At 35.1% G+C, this 24,050-nt stretch carries 20 protein-coding genes and 1 pseudogene; 3 read left to right on the top strand and 18 right to left on the bottom strand.

The window, feature by feature from the left end:
- Positions 1 to 28: 28 nt before the first annotated feature.
- Positions 29 to 898, bottom strand: coding sequence for a LysR family transcriptional regulator (locus BLV40_RS07230; RefSeq protein WP_026591980.1), 870 nt, complete (start codon positions 896 to 898; stop codon positions 29 to 31).
- A gap of 97 nt (positions 899 to 995) precedes the next feature.
- Between BLV40_RS07230 and BLV40_RS07225 the strand changes: the two genes are divergently transcribed.
- The gene (locus tag BLV40_RS07225) at positions 996 to 1,907 is read left to right on the top strand and encodes a DMT family transporter (RefSeq protein WP_090688532.1); all 912 of its coding nucleotides are present in this window, start codon (positions 996 to 998) and stop codon (positions 1,905 to 1,907) included.
- A gap of 97 nt (positions 1,908 to 2,004) precedes the next feature.
- On the opposite strand, the pseudogene BLV40_RS07220 reads toward BLV40_RS07225, so the two are convergent.
- Both BLV40_RS07220 and brnQ read right to left on the bottom strand, forming a co-directional pair.
- A pseudogene (locus BLV40_RS07220) lies at positions 2,005 to 2,325 on the bottom strand (copper resistance protein); the annotation flags it as partial.
- Positions 2,326 to 2,372: 47 nt separating this feature from the next.
- Entirely contained in the window at positions 2,373 to 3,725 is a 1,353-nt protein-coding gene (gene brnQ, locus BLV40_RS07215) for a branched-chain amino acid transport system II carrier protein (protein WP_090688529.1), read from the bottom strand.
- A 489-nt stretch (positions 3,726 to 4,214) separates the two neighbouring features.
- On the opposite strand from brnQ, the gene BLV40_RS07210 reads away from it, so the two are divergent.
- Complete coding sequence (locus BLV40_RS07210; RefSeq protein ID WP_090688526.1) at positions 4,215 to 5,408, top strand: nucleoside transporter C-terminal domain-containing protein; 1,194 nt, start codon at positions 4,215 to 4,217, stop codon at positions 5,406 to 5,408.
- A gap of 393 nt (positions 5,409 to 5,801) precedes the next feature.
- On the opposite strand, the gene topB is transcribed toward BLV40_RS07210, so the two are convergent.
- The 7 genes from topB to BLV40_RS07170 all read right to left on the bottom strand — a co-directional run bounded on the left by topB (position 5,802) and on the right by BLV40_RS07170 (position 14,684).
- A complete protein-coding gene (topB, locus tag BLV40_RS07200) occupies positions 5,802 to 7,946 on the bottom strand; it encodes a DNA topoisomerase III (RefSeq protein ID WP_090688519.1) in 2,145 nt (714 codons plus the stop codon).
- A 250-nt stretch (positions 7,947 to 8,196) separates the two neighbouring features.
- Positions 8,197 to 9,480 carry an aminopeptidase P family protein gene (locus tag BLV40_RS07195; RefSeq protein WP_090688516.1) on the bottom strand — a complete coding sequence of 428 codons (1,284 nt, stop codon included), beginning with the start codon at positions 9,478 to 9,480 and terminating at the stop codon, positions 8,197 to 8,199.
- Between the two features lie 265 nt (positions 9,481 to 9,745).
- The gene (gene copZ / locus BLV40_RS07190; RefSeq protein ID WP_026591988.1) at positions 9,746 to 9,949 is read right to left on the bottom strand and encodes a copper chaperone CopZ; all 204 of its coding nucleotides are present in this window, start codon (positions 9,947 to 9,949) and stop codon (positions 9,746 to 9,748) included.
- A 20-nt stretch (positions 9,950 to 9,969) separates the two neighbouring features.
- Positions 9,970 to 12,366 carry a heavy metal translocating P-type ATPase gene (locus tag BLV40_RS07185; protein WP_090688513.1) on the bottom strand — a complete coding sequence of 799 codons (2,397 nt, stop codon included), beginning with the start codon at positions 12,364 to 12,366 and terminating at the stop codon, positions 9,970 to 9,972.
- A 12-nt stretch (positions 12,367 to 12,378) separates the two neighbouring features.
- Entirely contained in the window at positions 12,379 to 12,690 is a 312-nt protein-coding gene (locus BLV40_RS07180) for a metal-sensing transcriptional repressor (RefSeq protein ID WP_026591990.1), read from the bottom strand.
- Between the two features lie 208 nt (positions 12,691 to 12,898).
- The gene (locus tag BLV40_RS07175) at positions 12,899 to 13,732 is read right to left on the bottom strand and encodes a YitT family protein (protein ID WP_026591991.1); all 834 of its coding nucleotides are present in this window, start codon (positions 13,730 to 13,732) and stop codon (positions 12,899 to 12,901) included.
- A 55-nt stretch (positions 13,733 to 13,787) separates the two neighbouring features.
- Complete coding sequence (locus BLV40_RS07170) at positions 13,788 to 14,684, bottom strand: LysR family transcriptional regulator (RefSeq protein WP_090688508.1); 897 nt, start codon at positions 14,682 to 14,684, stop codon at positions 13,788 to 13,790.
- Between the two features lie 526 nt (positions 14,685 to 15,210).
- Here BLV40_RS07170 and BLV40_RS07165 point away from each other — a divergent pair.
- Positions 15,211 to 15,441: a DUF896 domain-containing protein gene (locus BLV40_RS07165; RefSeq protein ID WP_090688504.1), complete on the top strand. Its 231-nt coding sequence runs from the start codon at positions 15,211 to 15,213 to the stop codon at positions 15,439 to 15,441.
- A gap of 141 nt (positions 15,442 to 15,582) precedes the next feature.
- On the opposite strand, the gene BLV40_RS07160 is transcribed toward BLV40_RS07165, so the two are convergent.
- The 8 genes from BLV40_RS07160 to BLV40_RS07125 form a co-directional block, all read right to left on the bottom strand.
- Positions 15,583 to 16,185, bottom strand: a complete 603-nt coding sequence (locus BLV40_RS07160) for a nucleotidyltransferase family protein (protein WP_090688499.1) — start codon at positions 16,183 to 16,185, stop codon at positions 15,583 to 15,585.
- A gap of 1 nt (position 16,186) precedes the next feature.
- Complete coding sequence (locus BLV40_RS07155; RefSeq protein ID WP_090688496.1) at positions 16,187 to 17,137, bottom strand: XdhC family protein; 951 nt, start codon at positions 17,135 to 17,137, stop codon at positions 16,187 to 16,189.
- Positions 17,137 to 17,604 (bottom strand): (2Fe-2S)-binding protein, encoded by a 468-nt coding sequence (locus BLV40_RS07150; protein WP_090688493.1) that lies wholly within the window; start codon positions 17,602 to 17,604, stop codon positions 17,137 to 17,139. Before BLV40_RS07150 ends, BLV40_RS07155 begins: the two co-directional genes overlap by 1 nt.
- Complete coding sequence (locus BLV40_RS07145) at positions 17,604 to 18,440, bottom strand: FAD binding domain-containing protein (protein ID WP_090688490.1); 837 nt, start codon at positions 18,438 to 18,440, stop codon at positions 17,604 to 17,606. Before BLV40_RS07145 ends, BLV40_RS07150 begins: the two co-directional genes overlap by 1 nt.
- On the bottom strand, positions 18,427 to 20,778 hold the full coding sequence (locus tag BLV40_RS07140) for a xanthine dehydrogenase family protein molybdopterin-binding subunit (RefSeq protein WP_090688487.1): 2,352 nt from the start codon (positions 20,776 to 20,778) through the stop codon (positions 18,427 to 18,429). The genes BLV40_RS07145 and BLV40_RS07140 overlap by 14 nt, the downstream gene beginning before the upstream one ends.
- Before the next feature lie 307 nt (positions 20,779 to 21,085).
- Entirely contained in the window at positions 21,086 to 21,481 is a 396-nt protein-coding gene (locus BLV40_RS07135; protein ID WP_026591999.1) for a cytidine deaminase, read from the bottom strand.
- A 40-nt stretch (positions 21,482 to 21,521) separates the two neighbouring features.
- Positions 21,522 to 22,823 carry a pyrimidine-nucleoside phosphorylase gene (locus tag BLV40_RS07130; protein WP_090688483.1) on the bottom strand — a complete coding sequence of 434 codons (1,302 nt, stop codon included), beginning with the start codon at positions 22,821 to 22,823 and terminating at the stop codon, positions 21,522 to 21,524.
- A 36-nt stretch (positions 22,824 to 22,859) separates the two neighbouring features.
- On the bottom strand, positions 22,860 to 24,041 hold the full coding sequence (locus tag BLV40_RS07125) for a NupC/NupG family nucleoside CNT transporter (protein ID WP_090688480.1): 1,182 nt from the start codon (positions 24,039 to 24,041) through the stop codon (positions 22,860 to 22,862).
- Between the last annotated feature and the right edge of the window lie 9 nt (positions 24,042 to 24,050).

Genomic DNA, 24,050 nt, shown 5'->3' with positions numbered 1-24,050 from the left:
CTCATTATCATATATGAGACGCTCTTTATCATTCTGCAAATAGCCCCTGGAACTCTTCAATAAATAGTTGAACAGCTAGTGAAGATTCCCTTAATGAAGGAACAGCCAAAGCAATTTCCCTCCATACTTGAGGTGCTAATGCTTTCGTTTTGACATTTGGAGGTAAATTCATTAATGATAATTCAGCTAATATCGCTAAACCTAACCCCTCTTGAATCATATTTAAAGATGTTGTAACGGTAGACACCGCATACTCAACTCGAAGTGGTACACCTGCTTGTTTAAACATATCAATAATTGGTGGTTCGTATCCTCCCTTAAATAAAATAATTGGTTCACCTTCTAAATCATTTATTGTAATAGCTTCTTTCTCACAAAGAGGATGATCATCCCGCAAGACAACAACCATTTCTCCTTTTGTTAACGGTACAATCTCCATTTCTTTATTGGGCAAAATAACAATTCCTACATCAATTACACGTGATAATAGCCACTCTTCCACTTCTTTAAGAGTTCCTTCATAGAGAACCAGCTCTAAATTCGGATATTTTTCGCGAAAGATATTAATCATTTTAGGCAAGAAATATGCTGATGCACTTGGAAAGCTTCCGATTCGAATTGTCCCGACTTCATGCCCTTTCTCCATGGCAACCTCTTGTTCTATTTTTTCAACGCCACTTAAAATTTCCCGAAAATGAACAAGAATCCGAGTTCCTACATCAGTCAGAATTAGACCTTTTCTTTTATCACGTATAATAAGCGTTACACCGAGTTCTGATTCAACACTAGAAATAGCATGGCTCACAGCTGGTTGTGTCATATTCAAAACTCGAGCTGCCTTCGTGAAACTTCCTAGTTCAACTACCTTTACAAAAACTTGAAGTTGCGTGATGGTCATAACAAATTACTTATACTCCTTATAAAAAAGATTCATTTTATTTATCGTGTTCAATATCATATCATAATGAAATGAAATACAACAAGGGGGTATTATCATGACACAGCTTTCACGAACAAAAACGGTCATGCTCCTTTCATTTCTCGTTCTTATGTGGGGGATTAATTGGCCCTTATCTAAATTCGCCCTGCATTATACACCACCCGTATTATTTGCAGGACTTAGAACAGTAATTGGAGGATTCATTCTACTTATTTTCGCATTGCCTAAGTACAAACAATTACATTTAAAAGAAACTTGGCATTTGTACTTTATTTCAGCTTTACTCAATATTATTTTATTTTACGGTCTACAAACTGTAGGACTTCAATATATGCCTGCAGGACTTTTTTCCGCTATTGTATTTCTCCAGCCTGTCTTACTTGGAATTTTCTCTTGGATTTGGCTTGAAGAAGTAATGTATGGCTTAAAAATCTTTGGTCTTATTCTTGGATTTACAGGCGTTGCTGTTATTAGTTCTAGTGGCTTAACTGGACATATTTCTATCATCGGTATTTTTCTTGCTTTAGGATGTGCAATAGGCTGGGCGCTAGGGACCGTTTTTATAAAAAGAACTGGGAACCGTGTAAACGCTATTTGGATGGTAACCCTTCAACTCATTATCGGTGGCTTCTGCTTAATTGGGCTCGGTTCAGAATTTGAAAGTTGGTCTAGTATCGCTTGGAGCGTACCATTTGCAATCGTACTACTATTCATTTCAATCTTTGTAATTGCACTGGGTTGGCTTTCTTACTTTACACTTGTCGGAGCTGGCGAAGCGAGTAAAGTTGGAGCCTACACATTTCTTATTCCGCTCATCGCAATTATTGTAAGTTCTATTTTCCTACACGAAACGATTACAATTAGCTTATTCATCGGACTATTGTTTATTGTCGTAAGCATTTGCTTTGTAAATATAAAGCCAAAATCACTCCTAACAAAAGAAGCGGCTGAGCCTAAAAGATGTTAATCAAATATAAAGAAGAAAAGACCTATAAGATGATAAGCTCTTTCTTTATTACTTTTTAAGACGCAATACAAATATACATGTACCGAGCGATACTATAATAGAAAGAATCGATTGTCGGAATAAAGAATCTACTATTAAATAAACCGGTTACGACAATAATAATAACCGCACATATTACCCATGGTGAAAATCTTTTAATGGCATCCCAATATAACGTCCATTTCCCATTCTTATGATCTTTAGATAAAAGAGGTATACTTGCAGAAAATCCTCCAATCCATAGCGAAGCTGCAAATAAATGTTTAAATTCCATAGTTACAGCAATCTCTTTATACTTTAGACCATATACATGACTATTCATTGCTTTCATAATAAGTAATCCAAACCAAAAAGGTATTACGCCAATGCGTAATACCTTTCATTACTCTTCCTAAACGAATTCTACAACTTTTTTCATGCATATCACTACTTATTAGCTTTTGCTACGCTAGAATGAATTGCATTTTTCACTCTTAAATGACTAATACCGTATCCAATAAATCCACCAATAATAGCTGGGAAGATCCATCCTAGGCCTACTTCTTGCATTGGAAGAAATTTAGTAAATACATGATTCACTACTTGGATATTCACTCCAGCTGCATTTAATCCATCAAATAAACTTATAATAAACGTTACTAGTAAGCTTACTTGATACACTTCCGTTCTCCCTTTAAATAATGAATGGAAGAATGTTAAAAAGATTAGTACAATCGCTAATGGATAAATCGCTGTTAATACCGGAACAGAAACTGCAATCAGTTGTGTTAATCCTACATTCGCAACAATTGCACTAAAAACAGATAAAATAACAACAATTTTTTTGTAAGATACCTTTGGAAATAGTTTATGGAAAAATGAAGAACATGCTGAAACAAGTCCTACACTAGTCGTTAAACAAGCTACTGTAATCATTAATCCTAATAGAATTCCACCATATGAACCAAAGTAGTAGTTTGACACTTTCGCTAAAACTGCCCCACCATTTTCTAAGTGCCCCAGTTTTGCTACGCTTGAAGCTCCCATATAAGAAAGCGCCGTATAAAGAATTGCTAATACTGTCGCTGCAATCATCGTTGCTTTTGCACAAACAACCATAATTTGCTTTTTCGTTTTTGCCCCTTTTTCTTTAATAGCGTTAATGATAATAATACCAAATACGAAAGATGCAAGTGTATCCATTGTTAAATATCCTTCTTGAAACCCTTTGAAGAATGCATTAGATGTATATGCTTCAACAGGTGCTTGCATATCCCCTATCGGATGAATGAAAGCAACAATTACTAAAATTCCAATGAACGTTAACTTAATTGGCGTCAAGATTTTTCCAACAATATCGACAATTTTCGCAGGATTGAGCGAAAAAAAACAAGTAATACTAAAAAATATTATTGTAAAAATAACTAAAGCCATAGAACTTAAACTTTCTGGTACAAAAGGCTTAAGACCAATTTCAAAGGAAACATTACCCGTTCTCGGTATTGCAAATAATGGACCAATTGCTAAATATAGAACTGTTGTAAATACAATTCCAAAAACAGGGTGTACACGACTTGCCAGTGATTGTAAATCCTCTTTACCTGAAATTCCAAATGCTAATACACCAAGTAATGGTAATCCAACCCCAGTTACTAAAAATCCCGCATTCGCTGACCAAATATTTGTTCCAGCTGATTGACCTAACATTACAGGGAAAATTAAATTTCCTGCTCCAAAAAAGAGAGCAAATAACATTAATCCGATAACTACTATGAACGAAAAAGGTACTTTATTCGACATGATACAACCTCCATTACAAAATCAATTATTTCATTTCCATTTTTAACTAATTGAAGATTCTGAATATTTAACTAGTATATATTTTATTATCACCTATTATAGTCTTAAGAATAATATATTTCAATACTATTTTTTGAATTTTTTAATTAAATTCGCTTTCAGTATAAAAAAATTGAAGAAATACTACAGATTTCATTCGCATTAAAAAGTTATACTAAACTACTTTACTTGTAAGTGCATATCTATCTCATCTTTCTTCATGTGATAAAATTTCATTCACACTTTCAGCTTCTTCCATAATTATTTCTAATTTAATAATATTTTCCACGAATTAAAAACACCTAAAAAATAATGACTTTTCCTAAAATAGATCCCCTTCATATTTTCTACATTTCCCTCTTGTTTTTCATAATTTCTCCTCCATTAGCCTAAGTGTGAAGAATAAGAGCTTTTTTATATACAAATAATAAACCTCAAGGAGTTGTTGACATGAATTTGATATTAAATATTATAGGGATTTTCATTGTATTATTAGTAGTTTTCTTATGTTCACCTAATAAAAGAAACATAAAGTGGAAACCAATCATTATTCTGATAATCCTTGAACTTTTTATTACATGGTTTATGTTAGGCACCAAATTGGGAAGTATCATAATTAATAAAATTGCATCATTTTTCACTTGGCTCATTTCATGTGCGAATGAAGGTATTCGATTTGCGTTTCCATCAGCTATGGAAAATCAAACAGTTGACTTCTTCTTTAGCGCATTACTTCCTATCATTTTTGTTATCACTTTTTTCGATATTCTTTCTTACTTTGGAATCTTAACTTGGATTATTGATAAAGTAGGTGCAATCATTTCAAAAATTTCTCGTTTACCAAAGTTAGAAAGTTTTTTTTCCATTCAAATGATGTTTTTAGGAAACACGGAAGCTCTTGCTGTAGTTCGTGACCAATTATCTGTTTTAAAAGAAAATCGTTTGTTGACTTTTGGAATTATGAGTATGAGTAGCGTCAGCGGATCTATTCTTGGTGCCTATCTATCAATGGTTCCAGCAACATATATTTTCAGTGCAATTCCTTTAAACTGTATAAATGCATTAATTTTAGCAAATGTTTTAAATCCTATAGCAATCACTAAAGAAGAAGATATTGTTTATTCACCATCAAAAGAAGAAAAAAAAGATTTTTTCTCTACCATTTCAAACAGTATGTTAGTGGGGATGAATATGGTTATTGTTATTCTAGCCATGGTTATTGGATATGTAGCATTAACAGCATGTTTGAATGGTATTTTAAGTTTTTTTGTAACAGGTTTAACAATTCAAAAAATCTTCTCTATTATCTTTAGTCCCTTTGCATTTTTACTCGGTTTATCAGGAACTGATGCTATGTATGTCGCTGAATTAATGGGGATAAAAATTACAACTAATGAATTTGTTGCGATGATGGATTTAAAATCACGCTTACACTCTTTACATCCGCATACTATTGCAGTTGCAACAACATTTCTAGCCTCTTTTGCTAACTTTAGTACAGTTGGTATGATTTATGGGACTTACAATTCATTATTTGGTACAGAAAAATCAGTAATTATCGGTAAGAATGTTTGGAAGCTTCTTGTTAGTGGAATGGCTGTTTCCTTATTAAGCGCTATGCTTGTGGGGCTTTTTGTATGGTAAATGAATACAAAAGATACATGACACCTTTACATATAAAATGAAACTTTAATTAATGGGGATCTTCATCACCACTGATTATTAGCCCTCACCAATCGGACTTTTACAGGCTGTTGATTCCCACCTAACTTCTTAAAGAAAAGTGGAAGTGGCTCGTCCAGAATGTGAGAAGGATGGAGCTTCTGACGTAGAGGTGTTTTTTACCTCGCAGGAAGAAGCGAAGCCACTGGAACTGGACAATGCTTTCGCTTAGTTTTGAGGTAAGGGTCTTACTACCCTCGAATAGCGGGATGAAAATTATGTAAACTATGCAAGAAACGAGGGAATATCTACTAGACCCTTTACACACAAATACTTAGAAAAAAAGGTGTTACGATATTGTCGTAACACCTTTTTTCACTTTTCAAACACAAAGTTAATTTTATTCTCTTTCCACTCTAGCTTCGCATCGAATGCTTTATCGTTTTTCTTAAACCCTTTAATTAAATCTGTTTGTTCACCTTTTAATAGTTTCGTCATATTTTTTTGTGAAATTGTTTTTCCTAATATTTTTTTGGAGATAGTGAAATCACATTGAGTTGTATTATAATTTGAACAACCGTAAAAAGTCGATTTATCAATTACATCCCCATCGCATTTTTTACATCTCCCTACTTTTTTACCTATTGTAAATTTCGATCCTTTTCGTTCAATTGACTCTACATTCAATCCAGTAAAATCCCATTTCTCAGACATTTCAATCGCATCTTCAATAATTTTCGCCGATAATTTTTTCGTTTGTTCCATAAAGGTTGCTGGTGAAGCTGTACCTTCTCCAATTTCAGCTAGACGCTGTTCCCACTTTGCCGTCATTTCTGGAGAAGCTAAAATTTTATCCCCAATTGCGGTAATTAATACTTTCCCTTTATCCATTGCGTATACTTGGTTTTTCTTAACATCAATATACTTACGATCTTTCAGCATGGTGATGATGCCAGCACGAGTTGCTTCTGTACCTAAACCTTCCGTCTTCTTTAATACTTTCTCAAGCTCTTCATTATCTAAGTACTTTCCAGCCGTCTTCATTAATGTAATGAGTTGTCCTTCTGTGTAACGCTTTGGCGGCTGCGTTTTTCCTTCTTTCACCTTCACCTTTACAACTTTTCCTTGCTCACCTTCTGCTACGATTGGAAGAATGGTTTCATCATCCTTATCATCTTGGAAAATAACTTTGCGCCAGCCTTCTTGAATTTGCTGTTTCCCTTTTGAAATAAATTCAGCACGGCCATCAACAAGTGTTTTAATTGTTGTATAGTCAAAGATCGCAACCTCATAATGAGCCGCAATGAGACGCCTTACAATCATATCGTAAATTTTCTTTTCATCGCCAGATAGTTTACTTGGATTTGTCACTTGTTCTGTTGGAATAATTGCATAGTGATCTGTAACCTTCTTCTCATTCACATATCGCTTATTATTCATAATGGATTCAATCGGCGCTGGTAGTAACTCTTTATATTCATCAAACTGGCTTAACTTTTGTAAGATATCAGGAAACGTCGCTGCTTCACCTTGCGTTACATAGTTAGAATCAGAACGTGGATAAGACACAATTCCTTTTTGGTATAAAGCTTGCGTTATATCAAGCGTCTTTTTCGGCGAAAATTTAAATGCTTTATTCGCTGTTGCTTGCAGTGATGATAAGTTAAATAGAAATGGGGGCTGAAACTCTTTCCGCTCTGTTTTCATTTCCTTTACTTCGGCCGGTTTATTTTGGCAAAATGCTGCGATTTTATTCGCCATATCAGGATCTTTTAAACGGGACTCATTATCTTGCTCCCATTTTCCTTCATATTTCTTTCCCTCTATATTAAAAGTTGCAAACACTTCCCAAAACGGCTCTGATTTAAAGTTCTCTATTTCTTTTTCACGTTTCACAATTAAAGCTAATGTCGGCGTCTGTACACGACCAGCCGAAAACACATCATTCATTCCTTTTTTCTTTAACAAAATACTAAAGACACGCGATGCATTCATCCCAACCACCCAGTCGGCACATGATCGTGTGTATGCTTCATAGTACGTATTGATTGTATCTGCTTCATCAAGTAAATTTTTAAATCCCTGGTAAATCGCTTGCTTCGTTAAGGAGGAAATCCATAAACGCTTCATCGGTTTTTGCACGTTACAAAGATTGATAATATTTCGTACAATTAATTCCCCCTCGCGCCCTGCATCGCCTGCATGAATAATTTCCGTCACTTGCGGATTATGTAACAGCTGTTTTACAACATTAAATTGCTTATACTTTGATTTTGTAACTTCAAATTGAAAGCGTTCCGGAATCATTGGTAATGTATCAAGTGACCATTTTTTCCACTCAGCGTGATAATGTTCCGGATTACATAACTGCGTCAAATGACCAATTGCCCATGTACAGTAAGCTCCATTTGGAAATAACTCATTTGCTTCCACTTCTAAATAACCATCTTTTCGGCGATATTTAAATTGGGAAACAAGGGCCAAACCTTGATCTGGTTTCTCGGCAATAATTAATTTCATTTTATAACTCCCTATCTAAATTCCAGTATTGCTTCAATAATATCTCTTCAATTTTCATATAAACTCTTTAAAACCTTCACAAATTTTCACATATAAGTATAACCTACAACTTTGTATACTCTACTATAGACTTCTAATATTATACGCTTAATTTTAGTACCTTCACAATAGGAACTCATTATATAACATATTACTAAAAATTCTAAAACAACATGAAAAAGGCGCCACAAATTAGGCGCCTTCGTTCTTCTTATTTTGCAACAATCTGTCTATCCTTCACATTTGGATTGTGTACTCTCATGAAATCCTCAATCTCTTCAACAGTTCTTATTATATCTTTTGACAAGTTTTCATATCCATTTTCAGTAACTAAAATATCATCTTCAATACGAACTCCAATCGTTTCTTCCTCAATATACAAGCCGGGTTCCACTGTAATGACCATACCAGCTTCGAGCACTCGGTCTTTGTACGAACCTACATCATGAGTATCTAAACCGAGGAAATGGCTCACCCCATGATAATAATAGTTGGAGAGTTCTGAGTCTTCTTGGATTAAACCAATTTCCTTGCACTCTTCGGCGAGCACCTTTTTTGTATGTTCATTTAGTGCAGCGAATTTTAATCCCGGCCTCACGATCTCAATTGTTTCCCTCAGTGCTTTTAACACAATATTATAAATCTGTTTTTGGCGATCTGAAAATGTTCCACTTGCAGGGAACGTATAGCTGATATCAGCATTGTAGTAATCTTTCTGAGCTCCAAGGTCAAGCAGTACAAGATCGCCTTTATTAATTTTGGAATCATTGTCCTCATAATGCAGCACTGTTGCATTTTTCCCACCTGCTAAAATCGTATTGAATGCATGATTCTTAATACCAGCTGATTTTAGTGTAAAATCAAAATGGGCTTCTAATTCATATTCCATCTGGTCCTCTTTCGCATGCTTAAGTACATTGTAAATACCTTCTTTTGTAACCATAATTGCTTCTTTTATCTTTTCAATCTCTTCCTCAGTTTTAAATACGCGCAATTCAGATATATTCGGATAAACGTTCCCGATTGAAAGATGTGGATAACGTTCCCTTACATGTTTAGCGAATGCTAATGTCCGTGTCTCTGTCCCTGCCCACTCACGACATTCTAAATCTAAATATACGTGTTTCACATGTTCTGTAAAAAACGTTCGCGCAATTGATGATTCAAAACTGTCTAAGTACACAATCGTTTTTATACCTGAAATAGCTTCTGCTTCTTCTTTTGAAATTGTTTTGCCTACCCATTTTTCAAGAACTGGATCTGCCTTCTCAATAAAAAGCATTTCTTCTACTGTTTTGCCTACTTTTTTCAACACAAAAATAACGTTCGCCCCATCAATACCGGTCATATAATAAAAGTTTCTGTTTGGCACAAATGTATAAAGGTAATCAGCCGACTTATGAGGCGCCTGTCCGGCAAATAGAATCGTAACAGATTCATCCGGTAATGTTTCTGCTAACCTTTTTCGATTTTCAATAAAAAATGATTGCTTCATAACAATCCCCCTTAAGTTCTATGAATCTCCTTAAAACTGTCTATCCAGTTTATTTAATTGTATTATCGTTATAATTTTCCGTCAATTCAACATCTATCGCTAGACTCAAACAGGTCGAGATAAATGATGACACAAGACTGTTTTTCATAGCCTAATACTTAAAAATATATTGCACTTCTTAAATGAAATAATAATACCAATCACAAATTAAAAGGCCACTTTTTCATAAAGTGACCTTTTTGTAAAAAACGATTGAAATTACCTTTTACTCCACATCATATCCTTGATCTTCAATAACTTCTTTCATTTTTTCTACATCTACTTTTGTATCATTATACTCTACATTTACAGTTCCCTCTTGTAAATCCACTTCAACATTTTGTACTCCTTCTAACTCCGTAAGTGCATTTGTTACTGACATTTTACAGTGATTACATGTCATTCCTTGTACGTTTAATGTGATTGTCATAATAAATTCCTCCATTTAATTTATATTTTAACGCGTTTCAAGCGAAGCGCATTAGTCACAACAGATACTGAGCTAAATGCCATCGCTGCCCCTGCTACCCAAGGTTCTAACAATCCAGCCGCAGCTACAGGAATTCCAATTGCATTATAAAATAAAGCCCAAAATAAATTTTGACGAATATTTTTCATTGTCTTACGACTTAACTCAATTGCTTTTGATATATGAGATAAATCCCCACCAACTAGAGTAACATCTGCTGCTTCAATCGCTACATCTGCACCAGTTCCAATAGCCATACCGATATCAGCTTTCGCAAGAGCTGGTGCATCATTAATACCGTCTCCCACCATTGCCACTCTTTTTCCTTGCTTTTGTAAATCATCTACAATTTTAGCTTTATCTTCTGGTAATACCTCTGCGTATACATGATCAACATCAACTAGCTTCGCAATCGCTTCAGCTGTACGTTTATTATCCCCCGTCACCATGTATACTTCAATTCCTATTTCTTTTAATGTTTGAATCGCATACTTTGAGCTTTCTTTTACTGTATCAGCTACAGCGATAATTCCAGCAAGTTTCCCATCAATTGCGACAAGCATTGCTGTTTTACCTTGATACTCTAATTCTTTCATGACTTCTTCATGCTTTGATATTTCCACTAATTGTTCATTCATTAATTTACGTGTTCCAACAAGAACCTTTTTGTCTTCAATATTTGCCTCAATACCATGACCTGGAATTGCTGAAAACTGTTTTAAATCTTTCAATCTAATTTCATTTTTCTTTCCATATTCAACAATAGCATGTGCTAATGGGTGTTCAGAAGCACTTTCAGCTGAAATAGCATAATCCAGCATGCCTTTTTTAAATTCTAGTACATCAGTAACTTCTGGTTTCCCTTTTGTTACTGTTCCCGTTTTATCAAGTAATACCGCATTGATTTTATGCGTTCCTTCTAAGAATTCACCTCCTTTAAATAGAATTCCTTTCTCTGCTCCCTTTCCTGTGCCAACCATAATAGAAGTTGGTGTAGCCAGACCTAACGCACACGGACAAGCGATGACAAGGATCGCAATTCCAACTTCCAATGCTTTTGGTAAATCCCCTGGTGTGATAAAGAAATACCATACAATAAAAGCAATTAAAGCAATAACTACAACAATTGGAACAAAAATACCTGAAATGATGTCTGCTAATCTCTGAATAGGTGCTTTAGAGCCTTGAGCTTCTTCAACAATTTTAATAATGCCTGCTAAAGCTGTATCTTTCCCAACCTTGTCAGCCCTAATAGTCAGAACACCATTTGCATTAATAGTCGCGCCGATAACAGCGTCTCCCTCTTTTTTATCAACTGGAATAGATTCTCCAGTAATCATAGACTCATCAACAGAAGATATCCCCGAGATTACAATACCATCTACGGGTATTTTTTCACCTGGTTTTACAATAATCGTATCTCCAATAACTACTTCTTCAAGTGGTATTCGTATTTCTTGACCATCACGTACAACAAGTGCATCTTTAGCCTGTAAACTCAATAATTTAGAAATTGCTTCTGTTGTACGCCCTTTGGCTAATGTTTCAAAATATTTCCCAACTAGAATTAATGTAATTAAAACTGCACTTGTTTCAAAATAAAGATCAGGAACATATGCAGAATTACTCAATGTTTTCAATGCTTCATATAAGCTATAAAAGTAAGCTGCTGATGTTCCTAAGGCAACTAGTACATCCATATTCGCACTTTTGTTTCTAAGAGCACGATAAGCACCTACATAGAAATGGCCACCAATATAAAATTGAACCGGTGTTGCTAATAGAAGTTGAAACCATGGATTCATTAAAATATGCGGCATTGGTAGACCTGTATCAAATGGCATATGCCCAAGCATTGTATAGAGTAAAGGTAAAGACAAAATAATAGAAATAATAAGTTGACGCTTCTTCTCCTTAATTACCTCCTCTTTTCTCTCTGAACGATCTACATCTTCACTACGTATTTGCCCCTTATACCCTGTCTTCTTTATTTTTTCTAAAATATTTTCTGTAGAAATTAAACCTTCATTATATTCTACAACCGCACTGTTTGTAGCTAAATTAACAGTTGCATTCGAAACTCCTTCCATTTTGTTTAGCACTTTTTCAATTCGGGTTGCACAAGCTGCACATGTCATTCCTTCAATATCTAAAGTAACTTTTTCCTCTACTACGTTATAGCCTAGTTTTTCAATTTTATTTTTTATATTTGAGATTTCTTGTTTTGATGAATCATATTTAATACTTGCTTTTTCCATAGCTAAATTTACGTTAGCTTCTACCCCCTCCATTTTATTTAGTACTTTTTCAATCCGGGTTGCACAAGCTGCACATGTCATTCCTGTAACTCCAAGCGTAACATGTTTTTGTTTATCCATTGTATACCCCTCCTATTTTGAAAACTGTTTAATGACACTCATTAATTCTTGAATAGATTCATCTCCATTCCCTTCATGAATTGCCTTTGCTACACAATGTTTTGTATGACGTTCTAATAATGAAAAACCCACCTTATTTAAAGCTGCATTAATCGCTGAAATTTGGATTAAAATATCAACGCAATAACGATTATCTTCAACCATTTTTTGAACACCACGTACTTGACCTTCAATACGCTTTAAACGTTTTATAACATTTTGAATTTCCTCTTCTGTTCGAGGAACCATTTTTGAATTTGTTTCATTACCTTCACAATGCCCCATCCATACCACCTCAGTTATAGTAATCACCGTTCTTTAAATACATTATACCGGTAAGGGGTATAAAATGCAACTGGATATAATCCTATTTTTGAATTTTTTCAAACATATACCCCTTCAACCTACAAAAAGAAGCCTACTGTTATCAGTAGGCTCTTAAGTATTTCTATCCTATAACAAACACAATTATTGTAACGCTTTTTGTATATTTTTAACTCGCTTTAAAGCCACCACCTAATACATCACGTACATCATGAATAACAACGAACGCATTTTCATCTTTTTGGCTCACGACTTTCTTTAATTGCATAAGTTCTTGTTTATTAATGACAATATATAATACTTCTTTGTTATTTCCTGTGTAACCGCCCTTTCCATCTAATACTGTGACACCTCGTGTCATATTCTTCATAATTGATTCTTTGATCATGTCTGGATAGTTTGAAATAATTGTTACAGCAGTCTTTGTATTCAATCCTTCTACAATAAAATCAATAACCTTTGCACCTATAAATACTGCTACCAGCGTATACATAGCCTTTTCCTGTCCGATAATAAATACTGAACCCGCAATAACTACGATATCAATAATTAATACACCTTTCGCAACGCTCCAGCCTAAATATTGGTTTGCTAGTTGTGCTATGATTGCAGATCCACCTGATGTACCACCTGCACGGAACATAAACCCTAAACCGATTCCAACAAAAACACCAGCGAAGAGAGCCGCTAATAATGTATCATGATTTACTGGAGTCGCAATATCTTCTGTGATATATAAAAAGAAAGATGAAGATACAATACCAAGTATTGTATATACCATTGTTTTCTTATCAAAAAATTTATACCCAATTGCAAGTAATACTGCATTTATTATAAGGTTTACAGTACCTGGTGACCAATCGAACAGATAATATGTAATAACTGTCAGTCCGATAATTCCACCTTCAGATAATCGATTTGGAATAGCAAAAAAGTTAATTCCAATCGCAAACAATAATGATCCAATTACGACAAGCGCTATTTCTTTTACTCTTTCATTCATTACTTTTCCCCCTACCTATCCAATACATATTTCAGCCTAATTTCATCTCAGAGAATCAAGAGAATTTTTTCCATTTCTCTGCATGCTTTTCTATCATTTCAATTAATTTCTTCATTGCAGGAGTTAACCATTTACTTTTATGATATGCCAATTCAGTAGTAACGAAATCTTCACTATACTTCCATGGTAATATACTTAGCTTACCCTGCTCGATTTCTTCTTTTACCGTTATAAACGGTAAATAAGATATCCCTAGCCCACACATAACAGTTTGCTTAATCGCTTCAATACTCCAAAAATGAATATGAGAACAATTAATACCATCTTCTTTAATTCGTCTTTCTAACAAATCTCGATAACTCCCTGGCTCTGTAAGTAACAACATTTCCCCTTCTAAATCAACAGGATCAACGTTCATTTTTTTCGTTAAGGGATGCCTCGGCGGAGCAATAAGTACAATCTTCTCTTGAACAAGAGAATGAGTAACGATGTCTGCCCCAAGTTGTTCCGGATGTGTAAATAACGCGAAATCAAATTTCCCTGATTTTAATTCATTATGCAACTCTTGACTCTCTGATGGTTGTAAAATGATATGAACTTGTGGATACTTCCTTTTAAATTCATATAAAACAGCAGGTAATCGATAAATCATTAAAGATTCATTTGCTCCAATACGTATTGTTCCTGACGATTTGCCGTTCATTTGAGATGATTCCAATGCTTCATTCGATAATTCCAATATTTTATGTGCATAAGAAAGCATATGCTCTCCTACCTCAGTTAAAATTACCTTTTTACCAAGACGATCAAATAATGGACTTCCTATCTCTTCTTCTAATGATCTAATATGATTGGTGATTGTCGATTGCGTATATCCCAGTTGTTCACCAGCCCGTGTAAAGCCACCGCTTTCCGCTACAATAATAAAAGTTTTCAAATGGCGCAGCTCCATACTTACTCCTCCTGTTGTACGATCATTCTTTTGTGTTATATAAAGCTAAACTATAAATCCCTGATATTTTTCTTGTTATATTCATATTTCCATAATAATAAAAAAGATAATATGTAAATTACATAGTTTTCTTCTAAAGCGGAAATGTAGTCCAGTATTCACCAAAACACCAATAAAAATAATAATTCTCATGAAATTAGTTGGTTTTAGTAACAACCTCATTATATTTTCAACTTAATCAATGCTCTAAAAAAAGCATTAATTCCTATACTCATGAAAAAGCCGCTTCTTTGCACTCACCTAATCGCTATTATATATTTAGAATACAAATAAATAAAATGAATTATTTTAATAGAAATCATTTATAAAAATGATGGATGAATCTAATGTAGCACAGTTAGACACTATTCTTGGAGAAAAGAATGTCTTTTTCATTTACAACTATTGACATAATCAAAAAGAAATATTAAAATAACTATAAATTAGTAAGTTACTAATTTATAGTTAAATAACAGAGGTGAAGAAAATGAAAAATATATTATTTCGTATTAATGAATTGGCAAAAAAAGAAAGAATTTCAGGACTTCAAGAAATTGAAAAACAAGAACAGCAAATGTTAAGACAAAGCTACATGAAAGAATTTCGCGGGAGTTTAGATTCCATTTTATTAAATACAACGATTGTAGATCCTAACGGAGAAAATGTTACTCCACTTGCTTTACAGCATGCACAAAATCGTATGAACGTTAAAAAATGAGATCTAAGATCGATTCAAACGACCAATTTTACAAAATCGTATCAACATAAAAAGAGCCCAATTTCTAAATTGAGAAATTTTGGCTCTTTTTATAGTATAGACATAGTTTCATACGTACTACATTGTGATTTAAACACCATATCAATCCTCATATTCTTGTCTCACCTGTTGATAATTCCCCCATGTATCTACATCAAAAAACATTCTCTCACTTTCCGCCAACAATGAAATTCCATTTATCGTAGGCTTCATAAAAATCGCGCGTGCTCCTTCATCCCCTTTCAACGTTTGAAAAAGTGGAAATACTTTCTTTGTAAATAAAACAGGCGGTTGCCTTATTCCCCTATAACTCGCTGCTACAAAATGAATGTTTTTATTTTGCTCATAGCAACCTATTATCTTATTAATAAATTCAGCTGTCACAAATGGTTGATCAGCCAGAAGGACCATCACTCCATCAACATTCATTCGTTTCGCCTTCTCAATACCGCATTGAAGAGAGTACGACTGTCCTCTACAAGCATTTGGACAAGAAAGAATGTGCACATTTTCACGGTGCATTCTTTTTAACATCCAAGCAGGCTCATTCGTAACAACAATAATATGTGAGAGCCTTGAAGAAATTGCTGCTTGTAACGCTAGGCTCCCAAGTGGTTCCCCTTGTAATGGAAGGTGTAACTTGTGTATTCCGGGTCCCATCCTCCGACTGTTTCCAGCAGCTAAATATATACCAGCAATCTTAATTTTACTTCCCCCTTAATTCTTGAACAATTTCGGCTATAATACTAATCGCAATTTCAGTTGGTCCTTTTCCACCAATCGCAAGCCCTACCGGAGAATGAACGTTTTTAGGTATCGCCTTTCCTTCTAACAGACGAGCAGTGCGATGACGTGGACCTAGAATACCGATATAGCGAACACATTGTTCCAATAAAAGTTCGATCAATTGTTGATCACGCTGAAAATGGTGAGTCATAATCACAACAAAATCTTCTTTTCTTAATAGAAGTTGTGGTACAACCTCTTTCGGAAATCCACTTATACAAACATCTGCACTCGGAAAACGTGCAGCATTACATAACGATTCTCTCCAATCACAGACTGTTACAAAAAAGTTTACTTCTTTTGCAAACCGAACAAGCGGTTTTGCATCCTCGCCTGCTCCAAAAATACAAAGCCTTGGCTTTGGTGTAAAGTGTTGATAAAACCATTTACCGTGTAAACCATGTAAGGAATGAATTGGAAACAAAGCTTCCTCATTCCCAAACATGTTACCATTCTCACTAATAAATAATGTTTGTATTAAAGAAATATTTTTTATCATTCGAACTGAAATACCCTTCTTAAGGTATTCATATAGTGTTTGCAAAAAAACTTTGTACTCTTCATCTATATACTCAACTAATATATGAATGATGCCATTACATCCCATTCCCCAAGATAAATCATCTTCTGCCCTCGTATTAAATTGATGAATAGACCATGTTTGATTCTCCATTACTTCGGCTGCATAAATAGAAACCTCTTCTTCTAAACAACCTGCACTTAACATTCCGACTTTTGTTCCATCTTCACAAAAAAGCATGATAGTTCCCTCTTTACAATATGCAGAACCTTCCACATGAATAATAGTTGCTACGGCACACCGTTGTTCACATGATAGTAGGGCTTCTAGTACAGTATAAATAGAAGTCATTATTGATTCTCCCGTTCCTTTTGTAAGACAGATTTCACAGCTTCTTCAATTTCTTGATAACTTGTGCACCGGCAAATATTAGAACTTAACCATTCTTCAATAATTGAATCATCCATGTCCATTTTTTTTGTAACGAGCGCATGACAATTTATAATAAATCCAGGCGTACAATACCCACACTGAAAAGCCCATTTGTCTTCAAAAGCTTGCTGAATAGGCGTTTCCCGTAAGCCTTCAATCGTTGTAATCCGCTTACCAATAGCTTCTACGGCTAACATAATACAAGACTTAATTGGTAGCCCCTCAACAAGAACGGTACAAGCACCACAATCACCGTTTTCACATCCTGGTTTAGCTCCAGTTAGACCGAGGTTATGTCGTAATGTATATAATAACGTATCTGCCATTCTGACAATCACTTCTCTATCTTCCTCATTCACATGAAGAATAAATTGTCCCTTTCCCATTACTTCACCCCTTCAAGCTTCATCAGCACATCATAAAGCACATGTTGCAAAATAAATATACGATAAGCACGCGAACCTCGTATATCATCTAATATAGGTGCAGGAATATGAAAAAGGACGTGCTCAATTCTCTTCTTAACTGGTATACTTCCATCATTTAACACCGATTCTACCGCGAGTGACCGAAATGGAAATGCGCACAATCCACTAAATGCGATTCGAATATTTCCATCACTTTTTAACGCAGCAACCGTTACAAGTGGGTAATCAATTTTCTCTAATTGTCTTTTTTTTACACTGTAATAAGGAGATTCTATATATTTTTGATCAGTAATAATTTGTACAAGAAACTCTCCTTTTTGCAATTGTAACTTCTCAATAAAGGCCTCCTGTGCCCTAATATATTTCACACCTTCTTTTCCTGCAACAACAAATGTACTATCCGCTAGTAAAAATGGGAGTACCGCTTCTCTATATATAATTTTCCCTGCAATGTTGCCACCAAGCGTAATTTTATTTCTTGCTGTGTGATCTGCAGCTCTTCCAGCAGTTTCTCCAAGAAGAGGGAATACTTTTTCCTCTTGAATTTTTGTTAATGTTAATGTAGCTCCTAGAATAAGCTTTTGACCATTCCATTCACAAATGTTACATTCGGGAATATCTTTTAAATCAATGACCGCTTTCGTGACAATTTGTTGCAGACGCCCCATTGTAATAATTTCAGTGCCTCCTCCATAATAAATGGGCCTTTTTCTCTCTTTATCCAGCTGATGAAATAATCGGATTGCTTCTTCAATGGAATTTGGACGATAATATTCAAAGTCAAATGGTATCATATACACCATTCTCCTTTGTTTGTTTTACTTTCCAAATCAATTCAGGATTAATAGGTAATTGACGAAGTGAAATACTAGCTGCAATAGATAACGCATTCGCTAAAGCAGCGGGCATACCGATAATTCCATGCTCACCAAGCCCTCTTGATCCAAATGCAGCTTGATCATGCGGTACTTCCACAAATTCAGCAATGTATTTTGGGTGTTGCCCATAATGCATCACTTTATAAGAACGAAACTGATTATTAAGAACTCTCCCATACAAGTCATAGTGAAATGTTTCTCTCGTCGCAAAACTTAATCCCATACTCATAGCCCCTATAATTTGTGTTTCTGCTCCCTTTCTATTTAAAATCCTTCCTGCATCTGCAACCGTTACTGCTTTTATTAATTTATATGTATATACTTGTGGATCAAATTCTACCTCGATTGCCTGTGCGCCCACTCCCCATTCAGGTCCACCTTGTCCTTTTCCTGTCTCATAATCAATCTTCGTAATCCCTTCAAATACATAAGCACCTCTGCCAATTATCGGCGAACCATACACATTTCCACTCGAATCAACATATCCAAAAACAATCTTTGAAAATGATACATACATATCTGAGTTTGTTTTTACATATACAACTTTATTCTTAATTGCTAACTCATGCACTGGTATTCCAAGTATATTAGCTGCTGTATCTAGTAACTGCTTCATTGCATCTTCAGTCGCTTTTACAACTGCATTTCCAACGAGATGTGTCGTTCGACTAGCAGCTGTTTTCCAATGTTTTGGCGCTATTTGTGTGTTGACTTCCATCATAATAGATACATCTTTAACTTTCATATTCATTTTTTCTGCAACCATTTGTGTTAAAGTTGTTTTCGTTCCTTGCCCAATTTCAACTGCACCACAATTAACATTTACACTCCCATCACCATTAAAAGTTATAGTCGCACCCGCTCCAGCATTATTAGGTGTCGTCGAATTTTTCCAAAAGCAACTAATTCCTTTTGCTCGTATCCTTCCATTTGATAAAATAATTCGATTCCCTTCTTCCCAATTAATAAGCGACTTTAACTTTTGTATACACGCCTGAATATCCCCTGTATTACTTTTAGTGACCGTTACTTGTGTTGGTGTTGTATCTCCTTGCTTAATTGCATTTTTCATACGAAACTCGAGCGGACACATATCTATTTTATTTGCCAATATATCTATCATTCTTTCAATTACAAATGTATACTCAGCATGACTAAATCCACGAAACGATGTCGCATATGTATGATTCGTGTACATACAAAGCGAATCACACGATACATGCTGAATTGAGTATGGACCTGTACAATCTAATCCGGCCGCTTTACTCATAGTCACTGCCCGATCAGCATACGCACCGCCATCAAATAAATATAAAATCTCTGCCGCTTGTAAATTCCCATTCTTTGTACATCCAAGCTTTACTTTTGCTTGTAAACCAATATGAACAGGCGACGTTACAAAATCTTCTTCTCTACTATTCCGAAGAGTAACACGCCTCCCATCCACTGCTTTAGAAGCAAGATATACTAAATACTCAAGTTGTACCGTTGTTTTCCCACCATACGCCCCTCCAACTAAAGGCACATGTACAATTATTTTTTCCTCATCAATTTGAAACGCTTTACTAAGTAATCTTTTAATTTCAAAAGGTGCTTGCGAAGTAGAATGAATAATAACCTCTCCATTTGGCTTAATTTCTGCTTTCGCACATCGCGTCTCCATTGCAGTATGATCAGATTGCCGAAAAGAAAACGTTTCCTCTACAACAACTTCGCTATTTGCAAACCCTTCTCGAATATCTCCCTTACGAATTTTCGTCCGATTTGCAATGTTTGTATGTGCTTCTGGATATACTTCTTCTTCTAATTCATATTGTTCTACGTTTTCATGTACGAGTATATCTCTTTCTAAATAGGCTTGTAGCGGAGCATGAACCACAGGAAGTTTCTTATATGTAACACGTATTTGCGCTGAGGCATGTTTAGCAATCGCCTCGCTATCCGCTACAACAAGTGCTATAGGCTCACCAAAATACCGAACTTTTTCATAGGCTAACAGGGAACGATCTACAATACTAGAACCGACAAGAATAGGATAATCTGCTCCTGTTATCACAGCATGAACACCCGGGATTTCCTTTGCTCTCCTTATATCAATACTCTCAATAACAGCATGTGCATATACACTTGTTAAGAGTTTTGCATATAAAGTACCTATCTCAATCTCGTCATCTACATATTTTGCTCTTCCCGTTACTTTGTCGGCACCTTCTTTTCGTTTAATACTTTTTCCAATGATGTGATACGGTTTCATTTTAGACCTCCCTTCTTTCTACTCTTCTACCAGCCTATTCGTAGCTCCCCTCGTTTAGTACGAAACTCTTTATAGCTTCGCCTAACCTTGTGGACAGTTTACGAGGTTGAAATAGCTAAGAAGCAGACAGAAAGAGTACTCCTGCAAAACGGTCGATCCAACCCCAGCAAATTCTCATTTAAATAGAAAAATGTCTTTCCTAAACAGAATCTCAACGCTTAATTAAAAACCTATTCTTCACACAAAAAAAAGAAGCTCTCCCAACATATGAATTTTAGGACAGCTTCTTTCTCTTATTCATTTGAAATTAGATTAAATCCTCTATCGAAAAAGCACCTGGAAGCAATTGTTCCACCGTTACTTCTTTTTCATCACCTTTTTGATTTGTTAATAAAACTGGCATTTTAGGATCACAAAACTCTGCAATGACTTGTCTACAAGCTCCACATGGTGAAATAGGTCCATCTGTTTCACCTGTGATTACTAAATAGCTAAAATCGCGTTCTCCTTCTGATACTGCTTTGAATATAGCGGTTCTTTCCGCACAGTTACATAAACCATAAGAAGCGTTTTCAATGTTGCAACCAGTATAAATTTTACCTTCTTTCGTAACTAACGCTGCTCCCACAGGGAATTTAGAATACGGAATATATGCTTTTGACAACATTTTTGATGCTTCTGCAATGTATCTTTTTTTATCCATAACTATTTCCTCCTCAAAGTAAATTCCATGCTACTAATCATTAATCAGTAATAATTGTATGAATTAATTTTGGAGTTTCAGCCTTTTCTGATACAGAAATGTTTTCATAAATTTTAGCTTTTACATCGTCCACATTTTCACGATTTGCATAAATTGTAACAAGTGATTCCCCTTCTTTTACAACTTCGCCCACTTTTTTACGTAGCATTAAACCAACTGCTAAATCAATTTCGTCCTCTTTAGTTGCGCGGCCTGCTCCTAAAAGCATGGCAGCAATACCGATTTCATCTGCCACAATGTTAGAGACAACACCTGAAATTTTAGCTGGCACATCAATTACATATTTCGCTTGTGGTAATTTTTCTGGGTAATCTACAATCGAGCTATCTCCGCCTTGGTTACTTAAAAACTCTTTGAATTTCTCAATCGCTTTTCCATTCTTCATAACTTCTTTCAACATTTCACGTGCTTCTTCTAATGTATCAGCCTTTTTACCAAGTACCACCATTTGACTACCTAATACAAGGACTAATTCCGTTAAATCTTCTGGACCTTCCCCTTTTAATGTGTCAATTGCTTCTTTTACTTCAAGAGCATTACCAATTGCAAAACCAAGAGGTTGTGACATATCTGAAATAACAGCCATTGTTTGACGTCCAACATTATTTCCGATTCGTACCATCGCATGTGCTAATTCTTTCGCATCCTCTTCTGTTTTCATGAATGCACCAGCACCTGTCTTAACATCAAGAACAATCGCATCAGCACCAGCTGCAATCTTTTTACTCATAATTGAACTTGCGATTAACGGAATTGAATTCACTGTTCCAGTAACATCACGTAATGCGTATATTTTTTTATCGGCAGGTGTTAAATTTCCTGTTTGCCCAATAACTGCAACCTTATCACGGTTCACTAAATCAATGAACTGCTCCTTCGTAATTTCAACATGGAAGCCCTCTACTGCTTCTAATTTATCAATCGTACCACCTGTATGTCCTAAACCTCGACCAGACATTTTTGCAACCGGTACATCTAAAGCAGCTACTAATGGTCCTAAAACTAATGTTGTTGTATCACCAACACCACCAGTTGAATGTTTATCTACTTTAACCCCTTCAATTTCCGATAAATCAATTGTTTCTCCAGAATTCACCATAGCCATCGTTAAATCAGCACGTTCACGGTCAGACATGTCTTTGAAAAAGATAGCCATTGCCAATGCACTCACTTGATAATCAGGTATTGATCCATCTGTATATCCTTTAATAAAGAACCCGATCTCCTCTGTTGTTAATTCTTTACCATCACGTTTTTTCGCAATAATATCTACCATTCTCATTTTAATCACCAATCCTTTTTATTTTCTATGAAACTTTTAGTATATTAAACCAACTATCGTTGCTGATAAGAAACTTACTAACGTTGCACCGAAAAGTAATTTCAAACCAAATTTTGCTACTACATTCCCTTGTTTTTCATTTAAGCTCTTAACAGCCCCTGCAATAATTCCAATTGAAGAGAAGTTCGCAAATGAAACAAGGAACACGGATATAATAGCTGTTGTTCTTCCAGAGAAATTAAAGTTACCTTGTGCTAAATCTGTCATTGCCACAAATTCATTTGATACAAGTTTTGTCGCCATAATATTACCTGCGTTAACAGCTTCATTCCAAGGAACTCCCATAATAAATGCAAACGGTGCAAATACATAGCCAAGAATTTCTTGGAATGAAATACCTATCGCTCCTTTAAAAATAGCATTGATGAAAGCGATTAAAGCAACGAAACCAATTAGCATAGCTGCCACTGTAATAGCAACTTTAAATCCATCAATTATATACTCCCCTAATACTTCAAAAAAGGTCTTTTTCTCTTCCTCTTGTACTTCTAACATATCTTCTTCTTCAGTAACCTCGTAAGGGTTAATGATAGAAGCAATAATAAATCCACCAAACAAGTTAAGTACTAAAGCGGTTACAACATACTGTGGTTTCAATAAAACCATGTATGATCCGACAATCGACATAGAAACTGTTGACATTGCAGATGCGCATAATGTATATAATCTTCTTTCCGATAATAAACCTAATTGTTTCTTAACCGAAATAAATACTTCTGATTGTCCTAGAATCGCTGAAGCTACAGCATTATACGATTCAAGTTTCCCCATTCCATTTATTTTGCTTAAAGCTAAACCAATCCCTTTTACAATGATCGGCAATATCTTAAAGTGCTGCAGGATACCAATTAAAGCTGATATAAAAACAATTGGCATTAATACTCCTAAAAAGAATGAAAATTCTTTTTGATTTACTAACCCACCAAACACGAAATTAACACCATCACCAGCATACTTTAACAATTGTCCAAAACCATCTGCAATCCCAGCAATCAATATGTTCCCGATGCTCGTATTTAATAGTAAGAAACCTAAAATAAACTGAAGCACAATCATTGTGATAATAGGGCGATATTTCACTTTTCTTCTATTATTACTAGCAAGCCAGGCGATGCCTAACACAATGATCAAGCCTATGATACCGATTACATATTTCATAACATTCTC

It is taken from the genome of Bacillus sp. 166amftsu (assembly GCF_900107445.1).
GTDB classification, from domain to species: domain Bacteria; phylum Bacillota; class Bacilli; order Bacillales; family Bacillaceae_G; genus Bacillus_A; species Bacillus_A arachidis.
The sequence above is the reverse complement of the archived record's forward strand: the minus strand, read 5'-3'. Positions and strand labels throughout refer to the sequence as shown.

Excerpts from the sequence above, each read along its gene's own strand:
- brnQ (WP_090688529.1), bottom strand. The coding sequence starts at position 3,725 with ATGTCGAATAAAGTACCTTTTTCGTTCATAGTAGTTATCGGATTAATG.
- BLV40_RS07145 (WP_090688490.1), bottom strand. The coding sequence starts at position 18,440 with ATGATACCATTTGACTTTGAATATTATCGTCCAAATTCCATTGAAGAA.
- BLV40_RS07135 (WP_026591999.1), bottom strand. The coding sequence starts at position 21,481 with ATGGATAAAAAAAGATACATTGCAGAAGCATCAAAAATGTTGTCAAAA.
- BLV40_RS07175 (WP_026591991.1), bottom strand. The coding sequence starts at position 13,732 with ATGAATGAAAGAGTAAAAGAAATAGCGCTTGTCGTAATTGGATCATTA.
- BLV40_RS07140 (WP_090688487.1), bottom strand. The coding sequence starts at position 20,778 with ATGAAACCGTATCACATCATTGGAAAAAGTATTAAACGAAAAGAAGGT.
- copZ (WP_026591988.1), bottom strand. The coding sequence starts at position 9,949 with ATGACAATCACATTAAACGTACAAGGAATGACATGTAATCACTGTAAA.
- BLV40_RS07230 (WP_026591980.1), bottom strand. The coding sequence starts at position 898 with ATGACCATCACGCAACTTCAAGTTTTTGTAAAGGTAGTTGAACTAGGA.
- BLV40_RS07150 (WP_090688493.1), bottom strand. The coding sequence starts at position 17,604 with ATGGGAAAGGGACAATTTATTCTTCATGTGAATGAGGAAGATAGAGAA.
- BLV40_RS07130 (WP_090688483.1), bottom strand. The coding sequence starts at position 22,823 with ATGAGAATGGTAGATATTATTGCGAAAAAACGTGATGGTAAAGAATTA.
- BLV40_RS07125 (WP_090688480.1), bottom strand. The coding sequence starts at position 24,041 with ATGAAATATGTAATCGGTATCATAGGCTTGATCATTGTGTTAGGCATC.
- BLV40_RS07210 (WP_090688526.1), top strand. The coding sequence starts at position 4,215 with ATGAATTTGATATTAAATATTATAGGGATTTTCATTGTATTATTAGTA.
- BLV40_RS07170 (WP_090688508.1), bottom strand. The coding sequence starts at position 14,684 with ATGGAGCTGCGCCATTTGAAAACTTTTATTATTGTAGCGGAAAGCGGT.
- topB (WP_090688519.1), bottom strand. The coding sequence starts at position 7,946 with ATGAAATTAATTATTGCCGAGAAACCAGATCAAGGTTTGGCCCTTGTT.
- BLV40_RS07225 (WP_090688532.1), top strand. The coding sequence starts at position 996 with ATGACACAGCTTTCACGAACAAAAACGGTCATGCTCCTTTCATTTCTC.
- BLV40_RS07180 (WP_026591990.1), bottom strand. The coding sequence starts at position 12,690 with ATGGGGCATTGTGAAGGTAATGAAACAAATTCAAAAATGGTTCCTCGA.
- BLV40_RS07185 (WP_090688513.1), bottom strand. The coding sequence starts at position 12,366 with ATGGATAAACAAAAACATGTTACGCTTGGAGTTACAGGAATGACATGT.
- BLV40_RS07155 (WP_090688496.1), bottom strand. The coding sequence starts at position 17,137 with ATGACTTCTATTTATACTGTACTAGAAGCCCTACTATCATGTGAACAA.
- BLV40_RS07195 (WP_090688516.1), bottom strand. The coding sequence starts at position 9,480 with ATGAAGCAATCATTTTTTATTGAAAATCGAAAAAGGTTAGCAGAAACA.
- BLV40_RS07165 (WP_090688504.1), top strand. The coding sequence starts at position 15,211 with ATGAAAAATATATTATTTCGTATTAATGAATTGGCAAAAAAAGAAAGA.